The 23,236-nt window shown below is 68.5% G+C and carries 24 protein-coding genes; 10 read left to right on the top strand and 14 right to left on the bottom strand.

The genetic code is table 11. From position 1 onward, the window contains the following. Positions 1 to 34: 34 nt before the first annotated feature. Entirely contained in the window at positions 35 to 577 is a 543-nt protein-coding gene (locus OH146_RS07155; RefSeq protein ID WP_265158903.1) for a hypothetical protein, read from the top strand. Between the two features lie 260 nt (positions 578 to 837). On the opposite strand, the gene argG is transcribed toward OH146_RS07155, so the two are convergent. Then, positions 838 to 2,256, bottom strand: a complete 1,419-nt coding sequence (argG, locus tag OH146_RS07150) for an argininosuccinate synthase (RefSeq protein ID WP_265158901.1) — start codon at positions 2,254 to 2,256, stop codon at positions 838 to 840. Positions 2,257 to 2,345: 89 nt separating this feature from the next. On the opposite strand from argG, the gene OH146_RS07145 reads away from it, so the two are divergent. Then, the gene (locus OH146_RS07145) at positions 2,346 to 2,981 is read left to right on the top strand and encodes a TrmH family RNA methyltransferase (RefSeq protein WP_265158898.1); all 636 of its coding nucleotides are present in this window, start codon (positions 2,346 to 2,348) and stop codon (positions 2,979 to 2,981) included. A gap of 92 nt (positions 2,982 to 3,073) precedes the next feature. Next, positions 3,074 to 4,336, top strand: coding sequence for an NAD(P)/FAD-dependent oxidoreductase (locus tag OH146_RS07140; protein ID WP_265158896.1), 1,263 nt, complete (start codon positions 3,074 to 3,076; stop codon positions 4,334 to 4,336). Between the two features lie 9 nt (positions 4,337 to 4,345). On the opposite strand, the gene OH146_RS07135 is transcribed toward OH146_RS07140, so the two are convergent. Then, positions 4,346 to 5,104 (bottom strand): class II glutamine amidotransferase, encoded by a 759-nt coding sequence (locus tag OH146_RS07135; protein ID WP_265158894.1) that lies wholly within the window; start codon positions 5,102 to 5,104, stop codon positions 4,346 to 4,348. A 94-nt stretch (positions 5,105 to 5,198) separates the two neighbouring features. Continuing rightward, positions 5,199 to 9,227: an Ig-like domain repeat protein gene (locus OH146_RS07130; protein ID WP_265158892.1), complete on the bottom strand. Its 4,029-nt coding sequence runs from the start codon at positions 9,225 to 9,227 to the stop codon at positions 5,199 to 5,201. A 210-nt stretch (positions 9,228 to 9,437) separates the two neighbouring features. On the opposite strand from OH146_RS07130, the gene OH146_RS07125 reads away from it, so the two are divergent. After that, positions 9,438 to 10,724: an adenylosuccinate synthase gene (locus OH146_RS07125; RefSeq protein ID WP_265158890.1), complete on the top strand. Its 1,287-nt coding sequence runs from the start codon at positions 9,438 to 9,440 to the stop codon at positions 10,722 to 10,724. 12 nt (positions 10,725 to 10,736) lie between these two features. Here the strand turns inward: OH146_RS07125 and OH146_RS07120 are convergent, their stop codons facing one another. After that, positions 10,737 to 11,345, bottom strand: a complete 609-nt coding sequence (locus tag OH146_RS07120; protein WP_265158888.1) for a maleylpyruvate isomerase N-terminal domain-containing protein — start codon at positions 11,343 to 11,345, stop codon at positions 10,737 to 10,739. A 38-nt stretch (positions 11,346 to 11,383) separates the two neighbouring features. Between OH146_RS07120 and OH146_RS07115 the strand changes: the two genes are divergently transcribed. The 4 genes from OH146_RS07115 to OH146_RS07100 all read left to right on the top strand — a co-directional run bounded on the left by OH146_RS07115 (position 11,384) and on the right by OH146_RS07100 (position 13,849). After that, positions 11,384 to 12,025, top strand: coding sequence for a GNAT family N-acetyltransferase (locus tag OH146_RS07115; RefSeq protein ID WP_265158886.1), 642 nt, complete (start codon positions 11,384 to 11,386; stop codon positions 12,023 to 12,025). Positions 12,026 to 12,074: 49 nt separating this feature from the next. Then, positions 12,075 to 12,497 carry an organic hydroperoxide resistance protein gene (locus tag OH146_RS07110; protein ID WP_265158884.1) on the top strand — a complete coding sequence of 141 codons (423 nt, stop codon included), beginning with the start codon at positions 12,075 to 12,077 and terminating at the stop codon, positions 12,495 to 12,497. An 80-nt stretch (positions 12,498 to 12,577) separates the two neighbouring features. Next, a complete protein-coding gene (locus OH146_RS07105) occupies positions 12,578 to 12,877 on the top strand; it encodes a chorismate mutase (protein WP_265158882.1) in 300 nt (99 codons plus the stop codon). Positions 12,878 to 12,940: 63 nt separating this feature from the next. Then, positions 12,941 to 13,849, top strand: coding sequence for a DMT family transporter (locus tag OH146_RS07100; RefSeq protein ID WP_265158880.1), 909 nt, complete (start codon positions 12,941 to 12,943; stop codon positions 13,847 to 13,849). Positions 13,850 to 13,852: 3 nt separating this feature from the next. Here the strand turns inward: OH146_RS07100 and purL are convergent, their stop codons facing one another. Beyond that, positions 13,853 to 16,171, bottom strand: a complete 2,319-nt coding sequence (purL, locus tag OH146_RS07095; RefSeq protein ID WP_265158879.1) for a phosphoribosylformylglycinamidine synthase subunit PurL — start codon at positions 16,169 to 16,171, stop codon at positions 13,853 to 13,855. 320 nt (positions 16,172 to 16,491) lie between these two features. On the opposite strand from purL, the gene OH146_RS07090 reads away from it, so the two are divergent. Next, positions 16,492 to 17,712: a mechanosensitive ion channel family protein gene (locus OH146_RS07090; RefSeq protein ID WP_265158877.1), complete on the top strand. Its 1,221-nt coding sequence runs from the start codon at positions 16,492 to 16,494 to the stop codon at positions 17,710 to 17,712. Positions 17,713 to 17,744: 32 nt separating this feature from the next. Next, positions 17,745 to 18,797: a mechanosensitive ion channel family protein gene (locus OH146_RS07085; RefSeq protein WP_265158875.1), complete on the top strand. Its 1,053-nt coding sequence runs from the start codon at positions 17,745 to 17,747 to the stop codon at positions 18,795 to 18,797. 27 nt (positions 18,798 to 18,824) lie between these two features. Here OH146_RS07085 and OH146_RS07080 read toward each other — a convergent pair whose 3' ends face one another. The 9 genes from OH146_RS07080 to OH146_RS07040 are packed head-to-tail and all read right to left on the bottom strand — an operon-like array spanning position 18,825 to position 23,180. Further along, on the bottom strand, positions 18,825 to 19,325 hold the full coding sequence (locus OH146_RS07080) for a DUF3817 domain-containing protein (protein WP_265158873.1): 501 nt from the start codon (positions 19,323 to 19,325) through the stop codon (positions 18,825 to 18,827). Beyond that, positions 19,322 to 20,026: a phosphoribosylformylglycinamidine synthase subunit PurQ gene (gene purQ / locus OH146_RS07075; RefSeq protein ID WP_265158871.1), complete on the bottom strand. Its 705-nt coding sequence runs from the start codon at positions 20,024 to 20,026 to the stop codon at positions 19,322 to 19,324. The genes OH146_RS07080 and purQ overlap by 4 nt, the downstream gene beginning before the upstream one ends. Then, entirely contained in the window at positions 20,026 to 20,295 is a 270-nt protein-coding gene (gene purS / locus OH146_RS07070) for a phosphoribosylformylglycinamidine synthase subunit PurS (RefSeq protein WP_265158869.1), read from the bottom strand. The genes purQ and purS overlap by 1 nt, the downstream gene beginning before the upstream one ends. Before the next feature lie 55 nt (positions 20,296 to 20,350). Beyond that, positions 20,351 to 20,881 carry a phage tail protein gene (locus tag OH146_RS07065; RefSeq protein ID WP_265158867.1) on the bottom strand — a complete coding sequence of 177 codons (531 nt, stop codon included), beginning with the start codon at positions 20,879 to 20,881 and terminating at the stop codon, positions 20,351 to 20,353. A 44-nt stretch (positions 20,882 to 20,925) separates the two neighbouring features. Continuing rightward, positions 20,926 to 21,420, bottom strand: coding sequence for a phage tail protein (locus OH146_RS07060; RefSeq protein WP_265158866.1), 495 nt, complete (start codon positions 21,418 to 21,420; stop codon positions 20,926 to 20,928). A 13-nt stretch (positions 21,421 to 21,433) separates the two neighbouring features. After that, the gene (locus tag OH146_RS07055; protein ID WP_265158864.1) at positions 21,434 to 21,946 is read right to left on the bottom strand and encodes a phage tail protein; all 513 of its coding nucleotides are present in this window, start codon (positions 21,944 to 21,946) and stop codon (positions 21,434 to 21,436) included. Beyond that, a complete protein-coding gene (locus tag OH146_RS07050; protein WP_265158862.1) occupies positions 21,947 to 22,267 on the bottom strand; it encodes a DUF6916 family protein in 321 nt (106 codons plus the stop codon). Continuing rightward, entirely contained in the window at positions 22,264 to 22,761 is a 498-nt protein-coding gene (locus tag OH146_RS07045) for a GNAT family N-acetyltransferase (RefSeq protein WP_265158860.1), read from the bottom strand. Before OH146_RS07045 ends, OH146_RS07050 begins: the two co-directional genes overlap by 4 nt. Continuing rightward, positions 22,758 to 23,180 (bottom strand): DUF6916 family protein, encoded by a 423-nt coding sequence (locus tag OH146_RS07040; protein ID WP_265158858.1) that lies wholly within the window; start codon positions 23,178 to 23,180, stop codon positions 22,758 to 22,760. The genes OH146_RS07045 and OH146_RS07040 overlap by 4 nt, the downstream gene beginning before the upstream one ends. Positions 23,181 to 23,236: the final 56 nt, after the last annotated feature.

Below are 23,236 nucleotides of genomic sequence, written 5' to 3'. Positions count from 1 at the left end.
TCGGGGCTTCGCTTGAACCGACGTCAGGAAGACCATGAAGAACACCTCGACCCTCGCCCGCCTCAACCCGCCGCTCGTCGCCCTCTGGGTCGCCTCAGTCATCGCGATGCTCGGCGGGGTGCTCCTGGTGCAGAGTGGCAACGCTCGTCAGGCTGAGCTGTACACGACCGGCTCCGGTGACTACGGGATGCTCTTCGAAGCGCAGTCCGCCTCGACCATCGGCGGGCTCATGGTCGCGGTCGGCATGCTCGGACTGCTGCTCGCGCTCGTCGTGCACGCGCTGGCGCGCAGCACCAGGCAGGCCGTACTGGCGGGAGCAGGGGCATCCGCCGTCGAGGCCGAGGACGCGCTCGCGCATGGCTTCGACGAGGATGCAGCGGACGACGGGTTCGACGAAGATGCCGACCTCGACGAGGACGCTGATCTCGTCGACGAGCCCGCAGCCGCGAAAACACGCGCCGCGGAACCCGCTACCGCGGAACCCGCTACCGCAGAGCCCGCCACCGCAGAGGCAGACCACGCCGAGTCAGAGCCGGTCGCGGCTGAGGCAGCCGGATCGGAGCCCGTGCAGCGGTAGAGCGGGCCAGGCAGCCGCGCCCTATTCCTCCCAGAGCGGTCGCGCGGATGCCGCGAGCTCACGGAACGCGATCGCGTCGAGTTGCACCGCCGTCTCCGGCACCCCGCGCTCCCGCCACTCGACGACGATCGTGAGCGGTACGCCACCACTCAGCAGATGACCCGTTTTCGGCGGGATGAGCGCGCCGCGGCCGCGTCATCTCGCCGAAAACGCGTCATTTGGGTGGACGGCTTCGCCCCCGAGTCGTGTCGAGAGAACTCTCAGTCCGTGCCGGCGTCGAACGCCGCGCGGTCGAGGGATGCCTCCGCCTCGGCGTCGAAGTCCTCGCCGCCCGCGATCTCCTCGGCACCGCCCTCTTCGAGCGCGCCCATGAGCTTCGCAGTCTCGCCCGAAACGATGCCCTGCGCCGTGTACTGCTCGAGACGCGCGCGCGAGTCGGCGATGTCGAGGTTGCGCATGGTCAACTGGCCGATGCGGTCCTCGGGGCCGAAGGCGGCATCCGACACCCGCTCCATCGAGAGCTTGTCGGGGTGGTAGCTGAGTGCCGGACCCTCGGTGTTGAGGATGGTGTAGTCGTCACCGCGGCGCAGACGCAGCGTGACCGTGCCGGTGACGGCCGAGCCGACCCAGCGCACGATGGATTCGCGCAGCATGAGCGACTGCGGGTCGAGCCAGCGTCCCTCATACATGAGCCGGCCGAGGCGGCGACCCTCGTTGTGGTAGTTCGCGACCGTGTCCTCGTTGTGGATCGCATTGAGCAGCCGCTCGTAGGCGATGTGCAGCAGCGCCATGCCGGGGGCCTCATACAGGCCGCGGCTCTTGGCCTCGATGATGCGGTTCTCGATCTGGTCGGATGCGCCCAGGCCGTGGCGTCCACCGATTGCGTTCGCCTCGAGGACGAGGGCGACGGCATCCGCGTACTCGGTGCCGTTGATGGCAACGGGGCGTCCGCCGTCGAAGGTGATGGTGACGTCCTCGGTCTCGATCGCGACATCCTCACGCCAGGATGCAACGCCCATGATGGGCTCGACGATCTCGAAACCGGTGTCGAGGTGCTCAAGGCTCTTCGCCTCGTGGGTGGCACCCCAGATGTTGGCGTCGGTGCTGTAGGCCTTCTCGCTGGAGGCGCGGTAGGGCAGGTTGTGCGCCTGCAGCCACTCGCTCATCTCGGTGCGCCCGCCGAGCTCTTCGACGAACTTCTGGTCGAGCCACGGCTTGTAGATGCGCAGGCGCGGGTTGGCGAGCAGCCCGTAGCGGTAGAAGCGCTCGATGTCGTTGCCCTTGTAGGTGGAGCCGTCACCCCAGATGTCGACCCCGTCTTCCTTCATGGCGCGCACGAGCATGGTGCCGGTGACGGCGCGGCCCAGGGGGGTCGTGTTGAAGTAGGTCTTGCCGGCGCTGCGGATGTGGAACGCGCCACACTGCAGCGCGACGAGCCCCTCCTCCACCAGCGCGCTGCGGCAGTCGACCAGCCGAGCGATCTCGGCGCCGTACTCGGTCGCACGGCCCGGGATGCTCTCGATGTCGGGCTCGTCGGGCTGCCCGATGTCGGCCGTGTAGGTGCAGGGCACGGCGCCCTTGTCGCGCATCCAGGCGACAGCTACCGAGGTGTCGAGTCCGCCCGAGAAGGCGATACCGACGCGCTCGCCGACGGGCAGGCTGGTGAGAACTTTCGACATGCATCCAATCGTAGAGGCCCACGGATGCCGCGGCTGACGCGAACGCAGGGGCGCGAGCCGCAGCATCCGCCCGCCGCTAGCCTTGACGGGTGACCGCCGACAACCCCACGCATGAGCTCTCGACCCACGGCGTCGGCCCGTGGCGGGGGGAGTGGCCCGAGGGGGAGCAGTACGATCCGGCGCTCCTGGAGCGCGGCGACACCCGCAACGTGATCGACCGCTACCGCTACTGGCGCATGGAGGCGATCGTCGCCGACCTCGACGAGCACCGGCATCCGTTCCATGTCGCAATCGAGAACTGGCAGCACGACATGAACATCGGTTCGATCGTGCGCAGCGCCAACGCCTTCGCGGCCGACACCGTGCACATCATCGGCCGCCGCCGCTGGAACAAGCGCGGCGCCATGGTCACTGACCGCTACCAGCACATCCTGCATCACGAGGATGTCGCGGCCTTCGCCGACTGGGCGCGTGGCGCCGACCTCCCCATCATCGCGATCGACAACGTCGAGGGCAGCGTGATTATCGAGACCTTCGACCTGCCGGAGCGCTGCGTGCTGCTCTTCGGGCAGGAGGGGCCGGGCCTCTCAGAGGAGGCGCTCGAGGTGGCGGCTGCGGTGGTGGAGATCTCGCAGTTCGGCTCCACCCGCTCGATCAACGCGTCGGCGGCCGCGGCGGTCGCGATGCACGCGTGGGTGACGCAGCACGTGGAGTTCCCCGGCTGAGTCGAGCCCACAGCGCTTTCGGTGCCCAGGGATGCTCGGAAGCGCGGATTCTCGCCTCTCCCGGTGACTGCCCGCGGCGTTAGGGTGGCGACATGCGCAGCGTGATCATCGTGGGGGCAGGGATCGTCGGACTGAGCACGGCGTGGTTCCTGCAGGAGCGTGGCGTCGAGGTGAGGGTCGTCGACCGCGGCGAGGTCGGCCTCGGCGCCTCGTGGGGCAACGCGGGCTGGATCGCGCCCGCGCTGACCCTTCCGCTGCCGGAACCTGCAATCTTCCGCTACGGCGTGAGGGCCGTGGTCGACCCACGTTCACCCGTTTACGTGCCGCTCGCGGCCGACCCGAAGCTCCTGCGCTTCCTCACCGACTTCGCGTGGCATTCGACGCCCCCGAAGTGGCGCCGCAACATGAAGACCTTCGCCGAGATCAACCGGTGGAGCCTCGACTCCTTCGACCGCCTCGCCGACGGAGGCGTCGCCGACCGCACCATCACGGCGGAACCGTTCCTCACCGCCTTCACCAGCGAGCGCGACCGCGACGTGCTGCGCCACGAGTTCGCCGAGATCGAGAAGCGCGGCGGTGAGGTCGACTTTCGCCTCATCTCAGGCGACGAGGTGCGCGCGATCGAGCCGGCCGTGAGCGGCCTGGTGACCCACGGCATCCGCGTCTCCGGCCAGCGCTACATCAATCCGCCCCTCTTCGTGCGGGCGCTCGCCGAGGCGGTCGAGGCGCGGGGTGGCACGATCCTCACCCACACGACGGTGGCGGATGTCGCGGATCTCGGTTCCGGCGTCACCGTCACGGTCGCCCGACCCGCCACCGAAGGTGCCCTGCCCGAGGCGGAGGAGCTGGCGGCCGACGCGGTCGTCCTCGCGACGGGGACCTGGCTCGGCGGGCTCGCGCGGCGCTTCGGCGTGAAGACCCTCGTGCAGGCGGGGCGCGGGTACAGCTTCAGTGTGCGCCCGGAGGTCGTGCCGGAGCATCCGATCTATTTCGCGGCGCAGCGGGTGGCGTGCACGCCGCTCGGCGACCGGTTGCGGGTGGGTGGAATGATGGAGTTCCGCGCGGCGGATGCCCCGCCCGACCCGCGGCGGATCACGACGCTCGTGGAGGCGGCACGCCCCCTCTTCACGGGCGTGGACTGGGATGCGCGTGAGGACGAGTGGGTCGGCTCGCGGCCGTGCACGCCCGACGGTCTGCCGCTCGTCGGCGTGACGCGTTCGCCGCGCGTGCACGTTGCGGGTGGGCACGGCATGTGGGGTGTGACGCTGGGGCCGCTCACGGGACGGGTGCTGGCGGATGCGATGACGGGCAGGCCGCGGCATCCGCTGCTCGACGCGTTCGACCCGCTCCGCTAGACGGAGGGGTTACGCGGCGATGGCGAGTCGTGCCGTGTCGAGGTCGTGGATGCGCAGCTCGAGGGTGCGCCGGTCGACCGTGAGCACGCTGCGCTCCGGCACGGGAGTCCACCCTTCGCGCTCCCAGCCGCTCGACGCGACCGCGAAGAGCCCGTCGCGCTCGAGGTAGGAGAGGGCGTAGTAGTCGGATCCGAGGAAGTTAGGCGCCTTTGCGTGCTCGTCGGCGACGACGATCAGTTCGTCGGGGGTGAGCAGCAGGGCGTTGATGCTCGCCTCGACGGCGACCTCCCCGAGGCGGGCGGCGACCGTGCGCGCGGCCTCGACGGGGGAGGAACGGCGCAGCTCTGAGACGAGGGCGAGCATGTACCGCTCGCTGTCGGTGTCGCCGCGGATGCTTCCGCGCAGGTCTGCGTCGATGAGCGGCTCGATCGTAGCGATCTCGCGGATGGAGCCGTTGTGCGCAAAGGAGAGCTCGCCGTGCACGAAGGGGTGCGTGTTCCGTTCCGCCACGGCAAGGTCGAGCGTCGCGGCGCGCAGGTGCACGATGCCGCTGGTGACGGGGGCGGATGCTGCCTTCCGATAGTCAACACTTGCGTGCGCGGCATCCGCGGCTCGCGTGAGGGTGCGGAGCCCCCGCAACTCCCCGGCCACCCCCCAGCCGTCGCCGTGCAGGCCCGCCGAGAGTGCCGTGAAGGAGTCGAAGTCGCCGCCGAGGGCACCCGGAATCGTCGTCTCGTCGCGAGACACGAGTCCTAGGAGGCGGCACATGACTACAACGGTAGGCAGCGGGCATCCCGTGCTCAAACGGAGGTGTCACAGGGCGTAACGCTGGGGTCAGCGCTCTGTGACACCTCCGCGCGGCTCAACTGAGGCGGCGTCGCCTCACGACGAGGAGAGCGCTTCCGATGCCCAGCAGCAGGACCGCGAGCGCTGCCGCGCCAGCCGCCTCAGTTCCCATGAAGGGGAGGCCTGAGTTCGGGGCGCTCACCACCAGCTCGATGGGGTCACCCTCAGACGCCAGATTGTTGGCGTCGCCCGAGTATCGCGGGGTGATCACATAGTTTCCGGCCGCCAGCGCTTCGACATCGCACGACAGGGACGGCAGCACCGCGGTGCAGAGCACCGTGCCCGACTCGGTCACGAAGGCGATCGTTCCGGTCGCGCCGCTCGGGATGCCGGTCGCGGTGAGGGTGATGACCTTGCCTGCCGTCGCCTTCACCGGCTTCTGGGCGACAACCGTGACGGGGCGCGCTGCCACCTCGACGGTCATCGGCGCCGAGGTCGAAGACTGGTAGTTGCTGTCACCCGAGTACACCGCGACGATGCTCGAGGTGCCAACCGGGAGGTCGGTGGGAAGCGCACAGTCTTCGCCGGGCAGCGTGACGGTGCACAGAACAGTGCCGTCGGAGAGGCGGAATTCCACCGTGCCGGTCGCACCGGCCGGCAGCCCGGTGGGTGCCAGGCGGATCGACGTGCCGTAGGTGCCGGTCGTCCCGTCCGGCGCCGTAGCGATGACGCCCGTCGGCTGCGGCACGACCGTCAGGGGTGCGGCGATCGAGCTGACGGCAGCGTGGTTGGCGTCGCCCTCGTAGACGGCGGTGATCTCGTAGTCTCCGGCCGCCAGCCAGGCAGATGCCATGCAGCTGACGGAGGGGAGGGTCGTGGTGCAGAGAACCGTTCCGTCGGCCGAACGGAACTCCACGTCGCCCGTCGCGGTCGACGGCAGGCCGTGGACCGTCAGTGAGGCTGGAGAGCCGTAGACGCTGGAGCCCCCGGTGGTCACGCTCATGGTGCCGACCGCGGGAGTCACGGTCAGGTCGGCGGCGGCAGAGCTGCTGCCCTCATGGTTGTCATCACCCGAGTAGGTGCCCACGATCTCGTAGTCACCGGCAGGAAGTGTGGCTGACGTCTGGCAGCTGAGCGCCGGAAGCGTCGTCGCGCAGAGCAGAGCGCCATCCTGATCACGGAACTCCACGGTCCCCGTGGCCGTGGTGGGGAGGCCGGATGCCGTAAGGGTCGCTGGAGCACCGAACGGCACCGAGCCAGCGTCGCTGACGGATGTCGTGACCGTGGTGATCTGTTTGGTGACGCTCAGCGTCTCGCTCGGGCTCGTGCTCGAATCGTGGCTCGCGTCACCGGAGTAGACCGCCGTGATGTTGTAGGAACCGACAGCGAGGGTGCCGGAGGTGTCGCACGCGGGCGCGGAGGGGGTCGCTGTGCAGAGCACGGCTCCGTCGGCGTCGCGGAACTCGATCGTTCCGCCGGCGCCCGTCGGGATGCCGCTCGCCGTCAGGGTCGCCGGAGTTCCGTACTCGGTGCTCGCCGGATCAACGGTGATGCCCACGCTGGTGCCGATCTTCGCCACCTCAAGCGTGACGGTCGACTGGTGCGTCGTGATGCCGTCGCTCACCGTGTAGTTGTAGGTGTCAGTCCCGACGAACTCGTCGTTGGGCGTGTATCGCAGCGTGCCGTCACCGAGTTGCGTGACGACGCCGTTCGCAGGCTGCGTGAAGGCCGAGATCGTGAGGGGGTCGCCGTCGGCATCGCTGTCATTGTCACGGGGGTCCATGACCGTCGGTGTTGCCGCGACCACGGGGTGCGTGTCGGCGCTGGCCACCGGCGCTGCATTGACACTCGTGAGTGTTGCAGTCGCGGAGTTGCTGACTCCGCCGCGGGTGTCTTGCGCCACGTAGGTGAACGTATCCGTCGCTCCGAGGGTGAGGCCCCCCGACGGAGGCGTGTAGGTCACCGTGCCGCCCGCGAGGGTGGCTGTGCCGCCCCGGGCGGTAGTGACAGAGCCCGAATCCGTGACGGTCACACCGCTCGCAGTGATGCTGCGCACGTGGAGGTCATCGTCGTTCTCATCGGTGTCATTCGACAGCAGAGTGACGGTTGAGATCGCTGAGTGACTCACATCCTGTGCGTCGGCGGCAGCGACCGGAGGGAGGTTGTTGACGTCGAATCGCAGGAGATTGCTCGTGCGGTTGCCGGACGAGTCCTCCACCGTGTAGCTGATGACGTCGCGACCTGCAAAGTCGCCCTCGGGCGTGTATGTCACAGTGCCGTCGGAGTTGAGCACGGCAGTGCCGCCTGCGGGATCAGTGATGTCGACGATCGACATTGGCTCGCTGTCGGGGTCGCTCGCGGTCGCCAACAGGTCGACCGTGATGCTGGGCTCGGCGTCGCTCGGGGTCATCGCCACCACGCGGCTCGGCGCCTCGGGCGAAAGTCCCGTCTGAGAGCCGGGGATGACGTCGGCGGTCATGTTGCTCACAGAGGCGCTTGCGGCCTGCGTGGTCTTGCCGCGGTAGCGGAGGCTGGCCGCGTTCACGATCTCCTGGTACGGCACGGCGGTCGAGTTGACGACGACGTCGAAGGTGACCGTGGCGACGTTGGCCGTCGGCACGTCCATGTCGTAGAGAGGAATGTCGCCACCGGACGATGCCGTCGCGCCCGTTCCGAGATTCACGGCGATGCTGCCGCCGTTGGGGCCGACGGAGTACGTCGCAGTGTCGTCACCCGCGGCGTCGGTGAGGGGTGCGCCGTTGACCGTGATGGAGCCGGGCACGTAGTCGGTACCCGTCGGGATGGCGTCGAAGAAGGTGGACTGGGTGGCCGTGTCCAGCCCCTCGTTCTTGACCTCCACGGCGAAGCGGAGCGTGTCGCCGATTGAGAGGTTGCCGTCGCCACCCACGTCGGTCACCTGCGTCGCCGTCTTCGCGCCCGTGAGCTTCGGGTCGTAGAGGTCGGTCGCGAAGGTGATGATGCCCGGGTAGTAGGTCTCCGAGGCCGTCGTCACCGTGATGTTGGCGCTCGTCGCGCCGTTGGGCACCGTGTTGTCGGGAGCCTGGATGAGGTCTGCATCGAAACCGAGCTGATTGTTGTACGACGGGGTACGCCCTGTCGACATGGCACCACGATTGCTGATTGTCGAGTTGAACACGTCGGTAGACGGGTTCAGGGTGTCCGTGAGGGCTACTGAGCCCACAGACAGTGAGTCACCGGTGAGGCCGCGGTCGCCCTCATAGACGACGGCGCCGACGGTGGTCTTCACGGGGCCGGTGGGAGGCGTGAGGAAGCCGTCGATGGTGAACGTCGCGCTGCGATCCGCCGAGTTGTTCTGAATGACGCCGAAGCCCTGGAACACCGTCAGGTTACGCATGGGGGCGTTGGGGTCTGCCACCGCCACGACTAGGGCCCAACCTGCATAGTTGTCACTGGCGCCGCTGATGGACTGCACGTTGGAGACAACGTACTCGCCGGAGCCGGTCTCGCTCACGATGTCGGTCACATCGATGAAACCCTGGTAGCCGACCGAGTCGGTTCCTGAGCCGGGGTTCGCGTCGACCTCGCCGACAAGATCTCTCGTCACGCCATCCGGCGTCGTGAACTTGACGTTCCCGCGGAGGGCTGCCTGGGCGTTACCCGTCCCGCCTGTCGCAGGAGTGCGTCCACCCCACACGAGGGCGGCGTAGAGCACAGATCCGTCAATGGGCACGTCCAGCTCGGCACCGGAGGAGTTGAAGATTCCCGTGCCGGGGTAGGCGTTGACGAAGGTTGCCGTCTGATTGTTGTTCTGGTCCGCACCCACGGGGGAGTTGATGCTGGTCGTGCTGTTCTGAACGGTCGTGCAGGCGGTCGACGCCGCGCACGTCATCAGCGTGTTGGCGGCGATGACGATGTCGCCGTTCTTGTTCGTTGAGAAGACCTTCACGAAAGGCGAGGTGATCGCCGCCTGAGCGGGATCGGATGCGGCGACGCCTCCGAAAGCTACCCCTGCGAAGAGGATGACGAGTGTGGCAATGGCGCGGGCAACCAAGGAGCGACGAAGCATGTGGAACCGTTCGGGTAAGAAGTGGGTGACGACCCCCGTCACCGACTGGAAGACCATTCAAAGAGACCTTCGGCTGCAACGCTAGACAATCGGGAGCACACTCGGACACACCCACAACGCGGGGTATATCGGTCGAAGGATGAGTGGAAGCGCCGGGACCGGCGGTTCGGCGGCCCTTCTCCCCGCTGCTGCTCTCGGCACGGAATGGGCGGCGCGAGGTGACGAACCGGTAGAATCGAGGTTCACCCCACAACCGGAGGTTTCAGCATGCCCGCAATCGTTCTCGTCGGCGCCCAATGGGGCGACGAGGGAAAAGGCAAGGCCACTGACCTCCTCGGGGACCGCGTCGACTATGTCGTCAAGTTCAACGGCGGCAACAACGCCGGCCACACGGTTGTGGTCGGCGACGAGAAGTATGCGCTGCACCTACTGCCCTCGGGCATCCTCTCGCCCGGCGTCGTGCCCATCATCGCCAACGGTGTTGTTGTCGACATCGCGGTGCTCTTCGAGGAACTCGACGCGCTCGCGGCGCGTGGGGTGGATGTCTCGCGCCTCCGTGTGAGCGCCAACGCCCACGTCATCACGCACTACCACCGCACCCTCGACAAGGTCACGGAGCGCTTCCTCGGCAAGCGCCAGATCGGCACGACGGGGCGCGGCATCGGCCCGACCTACGCCGACAAGATCAACCGGGTCGGCATCCGCATCCAAGACCTCTTCGACGAGAACATCCTCCGTCAGAAGATCGAGGGCGCCCTCCACCAGAAGAACCACCTGCTGGTCAAGATCTACAACCGTCGCGCCATCACGGTCGACGAGATCATGGACGACCTGCTGCAGTACGTCGAGCGCCTGCGCCCCATGGTCGACGACACGGCGCTCGTGCTGCACCGCGCCCTTGACGAGGGCAAGACAGTGCTCTTCGAGGCTGGCCAGGCCACGATGCTGGATGTCGACCACGGCACCTACCCCTTCGTCACCTCCTCGAGTGCCACCTCGGGCGGGGCCGCGACGGGCTCCGGCGTCGCCCCCAACCGTTTCGAGCGGGTCATCGGCGTCGTCAAGGCCTACACGACACGCGTCGGCGCGGGCCCCTTCCCGACCGAGCTCTTCGATGAGTCGGGCGACTTCCTGCGCGAGCACGGTGGCGAGTTCGGCACCACAACAGGCCGCCCGCGCCGCTGCGGCTGGTACGACGCCCCCATCGCCCGCTACTCGGCACGCATCAACGGCGTGACCGACTTCGTGCTCACCAAGCTCGACGTGCTCACGGGGCTCGAGACCATCCCCGTCTGCGTCGCCTACGAGGTCGACGGCGAGCGCGTCGATGAGATGCCCGTCTCGCAGTCCGACTTCCACCACGCGAAGCCCATCTACGAGGAGTTCCCCGGCTGGTCGGAGGACATCACGGGTGCGCGCAGCTTCGAGGACCTGCCGAAGAACGCGCAGGACTACGTGATCGCCCTCGAGCGGATGAGCGGCTCCCGCATCTCGGCGATCGGCGTCGGCCCGGGCCGCGACGCGATCGTCGTGCGCCACGACCTCATCGACTGACCTCCGGGTCGCTCAGACCGTCGTGAATCCGGGCGGCAGCTGCGCCCGGCCCGTGAGCGCCATCAGCAGGGAGACGCCCTGCCCCTTGTGGGCGGCGGTGCCGGCGAGGAGGCTCACGGCGGTCGCTACGCCCTCTACGGGCGGCGTGTAGTCGGCGCCGATGGCGCGTGCAAGGTCGATCGAGTGCACGATGAGTTCGACGACCCGCGTGCGCAGGTACTGGTCGAGCAGGATGCCCATGCCGCCGATCGAGACGACGCGGTCGGCGGGCTGCGCTGCGATGAGTGCTTTGGTGCGTTCGAGCGCATCGGACACCTGAGCAACGGGGTTGTCGCCCAACCAGACGCCCGCCTCGACCCCGCGTGCCTCGATCGAGGCGTGGTCGGTGAACTGTTCGAGCACGTCGTTGTAGTACGCCTCTGCGGAGGGGATCGTGATGCTGCCCGGTTCGTCCTGCCCCAGGTAGCTTTCGACGGTGAGGATCGCGCGCGCCGTGTGGCCGGCGAGGCTCCGCACGGTCCACACTCCGAGGCCGGGCTGTTCCCACTGCTCGTCGCGCACCCGCGCGAGGAGGCGCACGAAGGATTCGGCCGCGTCAAGGAAGAGTGTCGTGTTGCTCACGCGTCCATAGTTGCACTTCGCGTGGCAGACTGCATTTCGTGCCCGCCACTCGACCGCCCGCCGCGCCTCTCGCGGGCCGCTACATCACCCTGACTCCCGTGGGCGAGGCGGACTTCGCCGCCCTGTTCGACGCCATCGGGCATCCCGCGGTGTTCGCCGGCGGGTACGGCGGCGGGGCAGCGGGACTCCGCGCCGGCCGCGACGACTTCGCCGCCTGGCTGCGCGGTTACCTGCCGTGGTCAACGGGCCTCTCTTTCGCCGTGCGGCTCCGCGGCGGCCCCCACGACGGCGAACTGGTCGGCACCTCCTCACTCGCCGACCTCGACCTCGCCAACGAAGGAGCCCACATCGGTTGGACGGCCTACGACCCGCGCGTGTGGGGCACCGCCGTCAACGCCGAGGCGAAGCTCCTGCTGTTGGGTCTCGCATTCGAGCATGGCTTCAGCCGGGTGAAGTTGCAGGCGGATGCCGCGAACTCGCGTTCCAGGGCTGCGATCGAGCGTCTCGGCGCCGTTCCCGAGGGTGTGTTGCGGCACGAGCGACGTCGGGCGGACGGCTCCTGGCGCGACACCGCCATCTATTCGATTCTCGTGGAGGAGTGGCCGACCGTGCGGGAACGGCTTGAGGGGCGTCTCGCACAGCGCGAAGGCCGGCCCGTGCTGTTCCGCAGTGCGGCCTGATCGGCGTGCCGTTCGGCTCATTGCCAGCCCGTCACGCTTTGCTGTGGGCATGGACATTTCATACACCGCAATAGCCCACGCATCCGGTGGTGGCCGTGACGGTCACGTGCGTTCGGATGACGACCGCATCGACTTCGAGACCCGCCCGCCCAAGGAGCTGGGTGGCTCGGGCGAGGGAGTGAATCCTGAGCAGCTCTTCGCCGCGGCGTACTCCGCCTGCTACCTCGGCGCCTTGCACGCGGCGGGCAAGGAGCTCGGCCTCGATACGAAGGATGCCTCCGTCTCGGCGAGTGTCGGCATCGGCAAGAACGACAAGGGTGAGGGTTTCGCGATTGCGGTCGAGCTCGACATCCACGCCCCGCACACGGAGGAGAGCCGGCGTCAGGAGCTCGCCGAGAAGGCCCACAAGATCTGCCCCTACTCGAACGCGACCCGCGGCAACGTCGACGTGAAGCTCACCCTCGTCGACTGAGGCAACAAGCGACCCAAACGGATGCTCGGGCGAGGGCTCGAGCATCCGTTTGCGTGTGCTGCGCCGGATAGAGTTGTGTCGTGAACGACGTGCACCCCGAGCTCCTCTCTCTGCGTGAGAGCATCGACAACGTCGATGCGGCCCTCATCCACATGCTCGCCGAGCGCTTCAAGTTCACGAAGCAGGTGGGCAGGCTCAAGGCCGAGCACGGTCTGCCGCCCTCCGACCCGGCGCGCGAGCAGGTGCAGATCGAGCGTCTGCGCGCCCTCGCGATCGACTCCAACCTCGACCCGGAGTTCGCCGAGAAGTTCTTGAACTTCGTCGTCGCCGAGGTGATCAACCACCACGAGCGGATTCGCGAGACCGGGCTCTCCGAGTGACCGGGCGGATGCCACGGCCGCACGCCCGTGGCTGAGGGCCGGGCAGCCCCCACACGTCAGTGGGTGATCGCCCTCATGTTTGCCGGCTCTGCCCTCATCTGGGGTTCGAGCTTCCTCTTCATGAAGGTCGCCCTCGAGGGCGCCTCCTTCGGGCAGATCGCGTGGTCGCGGGCGATCCTCGGAGCCCTGGTTCTCGCCGTCTTCGTGGCGATCGGGCGCCACGCGCTCCCGCGCGAGCCGATCGTGTGGCTGCACTTCCTCGTCGTCGGGGTGACGAACTGCACCATCCCGCACCTCCTCTTCGCGTGGGCGGAGCAGCACGTCTCCTCGAGCCTCGCCTCCATCTACAACTCCTTCACGCCGATCGCGACGGCCATCATGGTGGCGCTCGTCTACCGGGTGGAGCGACTCGGCGGCCAGCAGGTCGCGGGCGTCGTGGTGGGCATCCTCGGCGCTGTCGTCGTGATCGCGCCGTGGAGCGTCGGCGCGCTCTCGGGTGACCTGTGGGGCCAGCTCGCCTGCCTCGGGGCCGCCTGCTCCTATGGTGTCGCCATCGGCTACACGCGCACCTTCATCAGCCACCGTTCGCTCTCGGGCACGAGCGTGGCCTTCATGAACATCGGGATGGCGGCCCTCGTCATGCTCGTGCTCACCCCGATCGTCGCGGTGGGGCCCGTCGAGCTCTCCCTGCCGGTCGTCGGCTCGCTGCTGCTGCTCGGCGGCCTCGGCACGGGGGTCGCCTACATCTGGAACATCGGGGTGCTGCGGGCGTGGGGCGCCACGGCCTCCTCGACCGTCACCTATCTCATGCCCGTCGTCGGCATCGGCCTGGGGGTGAGCCTGCTGGGGGAGACCCTCACCTGGAACGAGCCACTCGGCGCCGTGCTCGTGCTGGCGGGCATCCTTCTGGTGCAGGGCAAGCTGCGTCGCCGCCCCAAGGTTTCCGACACGCTGTCGTCCGCGGCGGGCTGAGGCTCAGCCGCCGACGACCTCGCCGAAGTGCTCGGGCAGGGTGCCGCGGTGCACGCCGCGCAGCTCGTCGATGGACACCGTGAACCGGTCCTGCACCTCGAGCTCGCCCGAGTCGACCGTCACGCCGACCCGCAGCACGGGGTAGCCGCGACCCTCGCACAGACCGACGAAGCGCACGTCGTCCTCACGGGGCACGCTCACGAGCACGCGACCCGTCGACTCCGAGAAGAGGGCGGATGTCGCATCCACCCCGTCCCGCTGCTCGATGCCGGTCGTCCACACGCGGGCGCCCACGCCGAAGCGCAGCACCGACTCGGCGAGCGCCTGCCAAAGGCCGCCGTCGGAGACGTCGTGGGCGGAGGAGAGCAGGCTGCCGAGCGCGGCCGAGTGGAGGAGCTCCGCGAGCTGCTTCTCGCCGGCGAGGTCGACGACGGGCGGACGCCCGCCCAGGTGGTCGTGGATGACGCCGGCCCAGGCAGAGCCGTCGAGCTCGTCGCGGGTGGTGCCGAGCAGGTAGATGTTGTTGCCCTCGTCCTGCCAGCCGCTCGGCACGCGGCGGGCGACGTCGTCGATCACGCCGAGCACGGCGACGACGGGGGTCGGATGGATGGGCACGTCGCCCGTCTGGTTGTAGAAGGAGACGTTGCCGCCCGTCACGGGGATGCCGAGCTCGAGGCAGGCATCCGAGAGTCCCTCGACGGCCTGCGCAAACTGCCACATGACCTCGGGGTTCTCGGGGGAGCCGAAGTTGAGGCAGTCCGAGACAGCGACCGGCCGCGCCCCCGTCACTGCGACGTTGCGATAGGCCTCCGCGAGGGCGAGCTTGGCGCCCTGCTTCGGGTCGAGCTGGCACCAGCGCCCGTTCGCGTCGGTTGCGACCGTGAAACCGAGGCCGCTCTCCTCGTCGATGCGCACCATGCCGCCGTCGTCGGGGAACGAGAGCGCCGTGTTGCCGCCCACATAGCGGTCGTACTGGTTGGTGACCCAGTCCTTGGCGGCGAGGTTGGGGCTGCCGAGGAGCGCGAGCGCCTGCGTGCGGAGCTCGGAACCGGCGGATGCCCGGGGCAGGCGAGCCGCGGCATCCGCCTGCAGCGCGTCCAGCCATGAGGGGTAGGCGACGGGCCGGTCGTAGACGGGACCGTCGACCGCGACCGTGCGGGGGTCGACGTTGACGATCTCCTCGCCGTGGTGCGTGATGATGAGCCGGTCGCCGTCGGTGACCTCGCCCAGCACGCTGGTCTCGACGTCCCACTTGTCGACGACCGCCATGAAGGCCTCGAGCTTCTCGGGGCGCACGATCGCCATCATGCGCTCCTGGCTCTCCGACATGAGGATCTCCTCCGCCGTGAGCGTGGGGTCGCGCAGCAGCACCCTCTCGAGCTCGATGCGCATGCCGCCGTCGCCATTGGAGGCGAGCTCAGACGTGGCGCACGAGATGCCGGCAGCGCCGAGATCCTGGATGCCCTCCACGAGTTCGCCCTTGAAGAGCTCGAGGCAGCACTCGATGAGAACCTTCTCGGCGAACGGGTCGCCGACCTGCACGGCGGGGCGCTTGGTGGGGCCGCCCTCGTCGAAGGAGTCGGAGGCGAGGATGGAGGCGCCGCCGATGCCGTCGCCACCCGTGCGGGCACCGAACAGCACGACCTTGTTGCCGACGCCGCGGGCGTTGGCGAGGTGCAGGTCTTCGTGGCGGAGTACGCCGACCGCGAGCGCGTTGACGAGCGGGTTCGCCTGGTACACCGGGTCGAACCAGGTCTCGCCGCCGATGTTGGGGAGGCCGAGGCAGTTGCCGTAGAAGCTGATGCCGCTCACGACGCCGTGCACGACGCGCGCCGTGTCGGGGTCGTCGATCTTGCCGAAGCGCAGGGCGTCCATGACGGCGACGGGACGGGCGCCCATCGAGATGATGTCACGCACGATGCCGCCGACACCCGTCGCGGCACCCTGGAACGGCTCGATGTAGCTGGGGTGGTTGTGCGACTCGATCTTGAAGGTGACCGCCCAGCCCTCACCGACATCCACGACACCGGCGTTCTCGCCCATGCCGACCATGAGGTCCTTCTTCATCTCGTCGGAGACCTTCTGGCCGAACTGGCGCAGGTACTTCTTGGACGACTTGTAGGAGCAGTGCTCGCTCCACATGACGGAGTACATAGCGAGCTCCCCCGAGGTGGGGCGGCGGCCCAGGATGTCGCGGATCGCCTGATACTCGTCGGGCTTCAGCCCGAGCGCCGCATACGGCTGCTCCTTCTCCGGGGTCGCCTTGGCGTTCTCGACGGTGTCGGCGACGTGGCGGCGGGCAGGGGTGGAGACGTCGGTCACGAGGGGGCTGCTCCCTAAAGCGGCGGATGTCACGGCGAGACGGTTTGCCGAGCATCTCAAGTCTACCGGCCGCCCCGCGCCCACCCCCGCCCACCCCTACCCCTCGCCCCCCTACCCCTCGCCCCCCTGCCCCGCCTCTGTCACGCTCCCGCCTCCGTCCCTCGGGAACAGCGCGGTGTTTTCTGCTCTGCGCGGTGGCGTGGGCTGGCGCGCTGAGCAGAAGACACCGCGCTGTCGGTGCGGCGTCGGCCGCTGTCGGTGCGGCGTCGGCCCCCGTCGGCCCGGCGCCGATCCAGAGTGTCGGGGGTAGCGTGAAGCGCATGTTCGAGTGGAGAAGCTGGCCAGGGATGCTCGCGGCGATCGGACTTGCGCTTGTCGCCGCCGTCGTCGTGATGCTGCTGGTCAGCCTGATCGCGCAGCTCTTGGGTCGGCGCTTCCAGTTCGTGCGGAACCTGACGCGCTGGGGTCGAGCGCCCTTCCGGGTGCTCCTCGCGGTGCTTGCGGCGTGGGCGGCGGTAGGGGCGACCCTCCCCGACCGCGAAGTGTGGCCCTACGTCTCGCACGGCTTCCTCATCGCCGTCATCGTCGTCGCCGCCTGGTTCCTGGGGGCCCTCGTCATCCTGTCGATCGACCATGCGATCGGCCGCTTCCGCAGCGACCCCGACAGCCGTGCCGCCCGCACGGCCCGCACGCAGCTCGAGATCGTGCGCCGCCTGGTGATCGCCATCATCGTCATCATCGCCATCTCCGGGGTGCTGCTGACCTTCGACGCGGTGCGCGCGGTCGGCACGAGCCTGCTCGCCTCCGCAGGCATCATCAGCGTCATCGCGGGTCTCGCGGCGCAGTCGACGCTGGGCAACGTCTTCGCGGGCATCCAGCTGGCCTTCAGTCAGGCCCTGCGCGTGGATGACGTCGTCGTCGCGGACGGGCACTGGGGTCGGATCGAGGAGATGACCCTCACCTACGTCGTGCTCAAGATCTGGGATGACCGCCGGCTGGTGCTGCCCTCCACCTACTTCACGACGACGCCCTTTGAGAACTGGACGAGATACTCGACCGAACTGCTCGGCGCCGTCGAGCTCGACCTCGACTGGAATCTCGACGTCGACGACATGCGCGCACACCTCGACAGGGTGCTCGAGAACGCGACCCTCTGGGATGGCCGGGCGTCAGTGCTGCAGGTGACGGAGGCGACGGGCGGCATTATGCGAGTGCGCATCCTCGTCACGGCGAGCGATGCGGCCCGCCTCTTCGACCTTCGCTGTCACGTGCGCGAGGAGATGGTGCGCTGGCTCAAGCGTCAGCCCGCAGGCCTGCCGCAGCAGCGTTTCACGGTCATGGACAGTGAACAGCAGCCCGTGGCCGATCCCGTCACGGGCACCCCGGAGCCGGCCGCTGAGCCGGAGGAGGAGCCGCACGTCGAGAGGCCCGGGCTCTTCACGGGCAGCATCGAGGCGGAGACGCGCGGAAGCGAGCTGACTCAGGCGATTCCGATCATCCGCGCCGACGATGACGAGGAAGACCGACCGGGCATTCCCTAGGCTGGAGAGTCGACAAGCGAAGGGATACCCGAATGTTCGAGTGGAACAGCTGGATCGGCACGCTCGTGGCGATCGCCATCGCGCTCGTCGCCAATGTGATCGTCGCGATCGTGGTGCGGACGGTCGTCTCCGGCGCGAAGGAGGAGTCGCGCTGGGTGCGCGCCCTCGTCGTGAAGCTGCACCCCCGCATCCAACTGCTCGTGGCGATCATCGCCTTCTGGGTGGCAGCGGGCCTGACCGCTCCCGCCGAGTACGAGTGGTGGCCGGCTCTCTCCCACATCTTCGGGATCGCGGTCGTGCTGGCCGGCGCCTGGCTGCTGTCGGGGCTCGCAACCTTCGGCATCGAGCGGCTCATGGGCCGCTACTCGGTTGCAGGCGAGGGCGTGCCCGAGGTGCGGCGGATGCGCACGCAGCTCATCGTCATCCGTCGACTCGCGAATGTGCTGATCGCGATCATCGCTCTCGGTGTCGTGCTCTTCTCCTTCCCCGAGGTGCGAGCGGTCGGCACGAGCGTGCTCGCCTCCGCCGGCATCGTGAGCCTCATCGCGGGGCTCGCGGCACAGAGCACGCTCGGCAACCTCATTGCGGGCATCCAACTCGCCTTCAGCAACGCGATCCGTGTCGGCGATGTCGTCGTCGTGGAGGGAGAGTGGGGCACGGTGGGGGAGATCACCCTCTCCTACGTCGTCATCTACATCTGGGATGAGCGGCGACTCGTGCTGCCCTGCACCTACTTCGTCAACCAGCCCTACGAGAGCTGGACCCGCAACAGCGCCAAGATCATGGGCACCGTCTACATGGATGTCGACTGGCGGGTGCCGGTCAAGGACGTGCGGGCCAAGTTCATGGAGTTCATCGAGGGCTCCGAGCTGTGGGACAAGCGCGCGGGTGGCATGGTCGTGACGGATGCGGTGGGCGGCTACGTCAACATCCGCTTCCTGGTCTCGGCCCTCGACTCCGACAAGCTGTGGACCCTCCGCTGCCAGGTGCGCGAGGAGATGGTCACCTGGTTGCAGGAGACACACCCGGATGCGCTGCCGGCCACGCGCGTGCTCCTGCCGGAGGCGTCGCCCCGCGACGAGTAAACCGTCCTCCGAACGCGAGGCGGCCGACTAGTGCTGGCCGCCTCCGGGCGGGCCGAGCGTGAGCGCGACAGCGAAGAGCGCGACGATCGTCAGCACGAAGACGACCGCCAGCACGAGCGGCCGCGCGAGGAACCACCTCAGGAGCCGGTCGATCCAGGCGCGGTCGCGCGGGTCATCCGTCTCCTCCGTGCGCCAGCCTCCCGTGAGATGCCCGCGGCGGACGAGCCATCGCTCGAAGGGGATCGTCGCGTAGGGCACGACCGCGGTGAGAATGCCGAAGGCGATACGGCCGACGGGCCAGCGCTGGTTGAGCCCGACGACAACGACGGTTGCGGCGTACGTGATGAAGACGAAACCGTGGATGCTTCCGCTCACGCGTACCGCGAGGTCGCCGGTCTCACCGGGCGCAACAACGTACTTGAGCAGCATCCCCGCGATGAGCAGGGTCCAGGTCGCCGCCTCCGCGACTGCGATGAGACGGAAGAAGCGCTCTGGCGTGAGGCGCGGCCGCGTCTCGCTCGCGCTCACGCCGCCTGCAGCACCCGCGAGATCGCGCTCGTGAAGAGGCCGAGTCCGTCGGTGCCGTTGCGCATGGCGGCGGAGGTGTCGGGGCCGAAGCCCTCCTCGACGGCGTGCTCGGGGTGGGGCATGAGGCCGACGACGTTGCCGCGCTCGTTCGAGATGCCCGCGATCGCATTGAGAGAACCGTTGGGGTCGACCTCGACGTAGCGGAAGACGACGCGACCCTCACCCTCGAGGCGCTCGATGGTCGCGGCATCCGCCATGAATCCGCCCTCGCCGTTCTTCAGCGGGATCGTGATCTGCTGGCCCTGCTCGAAGTCGCTCGTCCAGTCGGTCGAGGCGTTCTCGACACGGAGCACCTGGTCGCGGCAGATGAACTGGCCGTGGCTGTTGCGGATGAGACCGCCCTCGAGCAGGTGCGCTTCTGCGAGCATCTGGAAGCCGTTGCAGATGCCGAGCACGGGCATCCCCTTGTTGGCGGCCTCGATGACCTCGGCCATGATGGGCGAGAGGCTCGCGATCGCGCCGCAACGCAGGTAGTCGCCGTAGCTGAAGCCGCCGGGCAGCACGAGGGCGTCGACGCCCTCAAGGCTGTGGGAGCCGTGCCAGAGGGCGACAGGCTCGCCGCCCGCAAGACGCACGGCGCGCTGGGCGTCGCGGTCGTCGAGCGAGCCGGGGAAGGTGACGACGCCGACGCGGGGAGCCATCAGTGGGTCTCTCCCGCTGCGACATCCTCAGGAACGATGATGTTGACGACGTCTTCGATGACCGAGTTGGAGAGCACGCTCTCGGCGAGCTCCCGCACCTCGGCGATGACCTCGTCGTTCACGTCATCGACCGTGAGCTCGAAGCGCTTGCCGATGCGAACATCCGTGAAGTGGCTCTTGCCGAGGCGGTGCAGGGCACCGGCGACGGCCTTGCCCTGCGGGTCGAGCAGTTCGGCCTTGGGCATGACCTCGACGACGATTGTGGGCACCGGGACTCCAGGGGATCGAGCGGATGGATGCCTCAAGTCTACGGGACGCGCTGCCTCACGGTCGCGGCGGGAAGACTCCCTGGAGCGCGATGCAGTAGTGCAGCGTGAGGTAGGGCGGAAGGTTGTTGTGTGGCAGGCCGCCGCCCGTGGGTGCGAGCCCTGCCGGGATGCTGGTAACGCTCGCGGATGCCGGCCCATACGACGGCTCCGTGACTCGACCCGCCCGGGGAGACGCCCACGCTGCGGAGGCGGGCCCGTTGGTGTCGCCGAGGTCATTGAGGGCCCGAGCCGTGTGCCTGTGCGGGGGCAGTTCAGTCTGGTGCAACGCGACCGCACTCTCCCCGCCCGTGTCGCCCAACCAGCGGTCGGAGAGCCCCGCCCCCTGCCCCGCCTGCAGCGGTATGCGGCCCTGCAGGTCGGGCAGGGCGAAGGTCGACTTGCCGTCGCCGCCGTACGTGGTGCCGAGCAGGGAGAAGAGCGCCGTGTTCTGGGAGATCGGGATCAGCTGCCCGTTGCAGAACGCCCAGCCCTTGGGCGCGAAGTTGAAGGGGAAGATGCGGATCTCCGCGACGAAGGGGTCGGCCACGGGGCTCCTTTCGGCTGAATGAGGCGAGACGGGTGGGTCGCGGCCTAGTTGGGGGAGGGGAAGATGCCCTGGAGCGCGATGATGAAGTTGAGCGCGAGGAAGGGCGAGTGGTTGTTGTGTGCCTGCGACCCGCCCGTGTTCTCGACGGAGGCAGGGTGCATGGTGGTGGTGCGCGACGGCGCATAGGCGGGCTTGCCGGGCGTTGCGAGCCGGTTGTTGCCCGGGGTTGCGAGTGTCGCGCGTGCGGCAAGGGAGACGTCGTGGCTGTGCTGCGCCATCTCGGCGATCGAGAGCGTGTGGATGGAATCCCCTGCCCGCTCGCCCAGCGTGTGTCCATCACCGACACCGAGCGGATGCCGCCCCTGCAGGTTGGGGAGTGCGAAGTTGGTCCGTCCGTCGCCGCCGTAGGTGGTGCCGAGCAGCGCGAAGAGCGCCTGGTTCTGGTTGATGGGCAGCAACTGCCCATTGCAGAAGGCCCACCCCCTGGGCGGGAAGTTGAACGATGCCAAGCGGATCTCGGCGAGGAATGGTTCGGCCATGGGTGCCTCGATTTCAGGTTTGGCTCGGGAAGATGCCGAAGAGGCTGATGATGAAGTTCAGTGCCAGGAACGGGGGCATGTTCTCGTGCGGCTGGGCGTTGCCCGTCGGCACGACCGTCTCCGGGTGCAGCACTGTGCCCGGCGCGTCGCTGCCGTACGGGAGGTCGCCGTAGGGCGCCCACACTCCGCTGGCCGGATTGGCGGATGTCGCGGCATCCGTTGATGCGAACGGCGCGTGCGAGTGGGAGGGAATCTGCTGCACCGTCAAGTACTCGACCTCGGTGCCTCCGCTCTCCGCCAGGATGTAGCTGTTACGCGGGCCGATGCCGGGGTGAAGGGGGCTGCGGCCGCGCAGATCGGGAAGGGCGAAGGTGGTCTCCCCGTCACCGCCGTAGGTGGTGCCGATCAGCTGGAACAGGGTTTCGTTCTCCATGATCGAGAGCGTCTGACCGTGGCAGAACTCCCAGCCGAGAGGGGCGAAGTTCCCCGCAAAGATGCGGATCTCGCCGACATAGGGTTGCGCCACTCAGTGCTCCTCGCTCGGTGTGGCGGGCTGGGTGAAGACCGCCTGAAGTTGAATGTGACCATCGCCGGAAGCCACCGGAACGAGGAAGACGGGTTCCCCGTCGAGGCCGCCGCCCGTGAGCAGGTAGGTGCCCTGGGTGGTGATCCGGGCGGAGATGAAGCTGAGCGTGAAGGAGACGTAGCCCCCCGAGACGAGCGGCTCGCTGCACTCCGTGAGTTCGAGCTCTGCTGACTCCGTGCTCCCCGCTGCCCCTGTGCTCCCTGCTGCCACGGCCGTGTAGCGGGTGCCCTCACGCCCCGCGAAGCTGCCGTGCCCGATCATGCCGCGACCACCGCTCGGGCTGCGCGCACGAGTTCGACGTGAGTCGAGGATGCAGCGCCAGCGACGAAGCCGAGGCGGGAGTACCAGCGCAGGAGGCGCTCGTCGCTCGCCCACACCCGCACCTGCAGCGGAACCCCGAGGCGGTCGCCGCGCTCGCTGATCGCCCGCATCGCCGCAGTGCCGATGCCCTCTCCGCGGCGCTCCGGCACGACAGCGATGTCGACGACTGTGATCGAGTCAGATGCGGCGGCGAGGAGGGCGCGGCCGACGGGTCGGCCTGCGCAGTCGATGATGTGGTCGCTCGCGGTGGGGTGAGCGGCGCGGTAGTGGCGGCGCTGGGCCGCGACCTGGAGTGCGAGCATCCGCTCACGCAGTTCGGCTTCGAGCGCCGCGAAATCGTCGGCCCGGGATGCTGCGATCACGCGGTTGATGAAGGCGTCGTCGTCCGGCGTGGCCGGCGTGAGGGTGACAGGCGAGGAGGGCACGGCCGTCACACCGACTGGTCCACGAGGCCCTGGAGGCGTCGTTCCCCTTCGGCTCCGATGACGGAGAGGAAGAGGGTTGCGGGCTCGGCGCCGTCGCGCGAGACCTCGTAGATGCCGTCGGTGAGCGCCTCGTCCGTCTCGGCGAAGATCAGGTTGAAGCGCTGCTCCTCGCCACCGCTGCCGGCCCCGGGCAGATCGTCGATCCGGTCCAGCACAAGCGCATGGCGGGAGTCGCCCGCGCGTGCCGTGAAGGCCAAGCCGAGGTGCGGGGCGAAGCGCGATCGGGCGAGCTTCACGATGGCGGGAGCCGCGGCGGGGGCTACCGGCGTCCTGGCCCACGGAGAGGTCGCGGTGGCGACACCGAGTGCGGCCATGCCCGTGACGCCGATGGCGCTGGCCACGACGGCGCGTCGAGTGAGCTGCACCACGATCCACCCCCAGAAGTGTGTGCTGTAGAAGACTCAATATACTGACATACTTCTCA

It is taken from the genome of Homoserinimonas sedimenticola (assembly GCF_026094475.1).
Classification (GTDB): Bacteria; Actinomycetota; Actinomycetes; order Actinomycetales; family Microbacteriaceae; genus Homoserinimonas; species Homoserinimonas sedimenticola.
The sequence above is the reverse complement of the archived record's forward strand: the minus strand, read 5'-3'. Positions and strand labels throughout refer to the sequence as shown.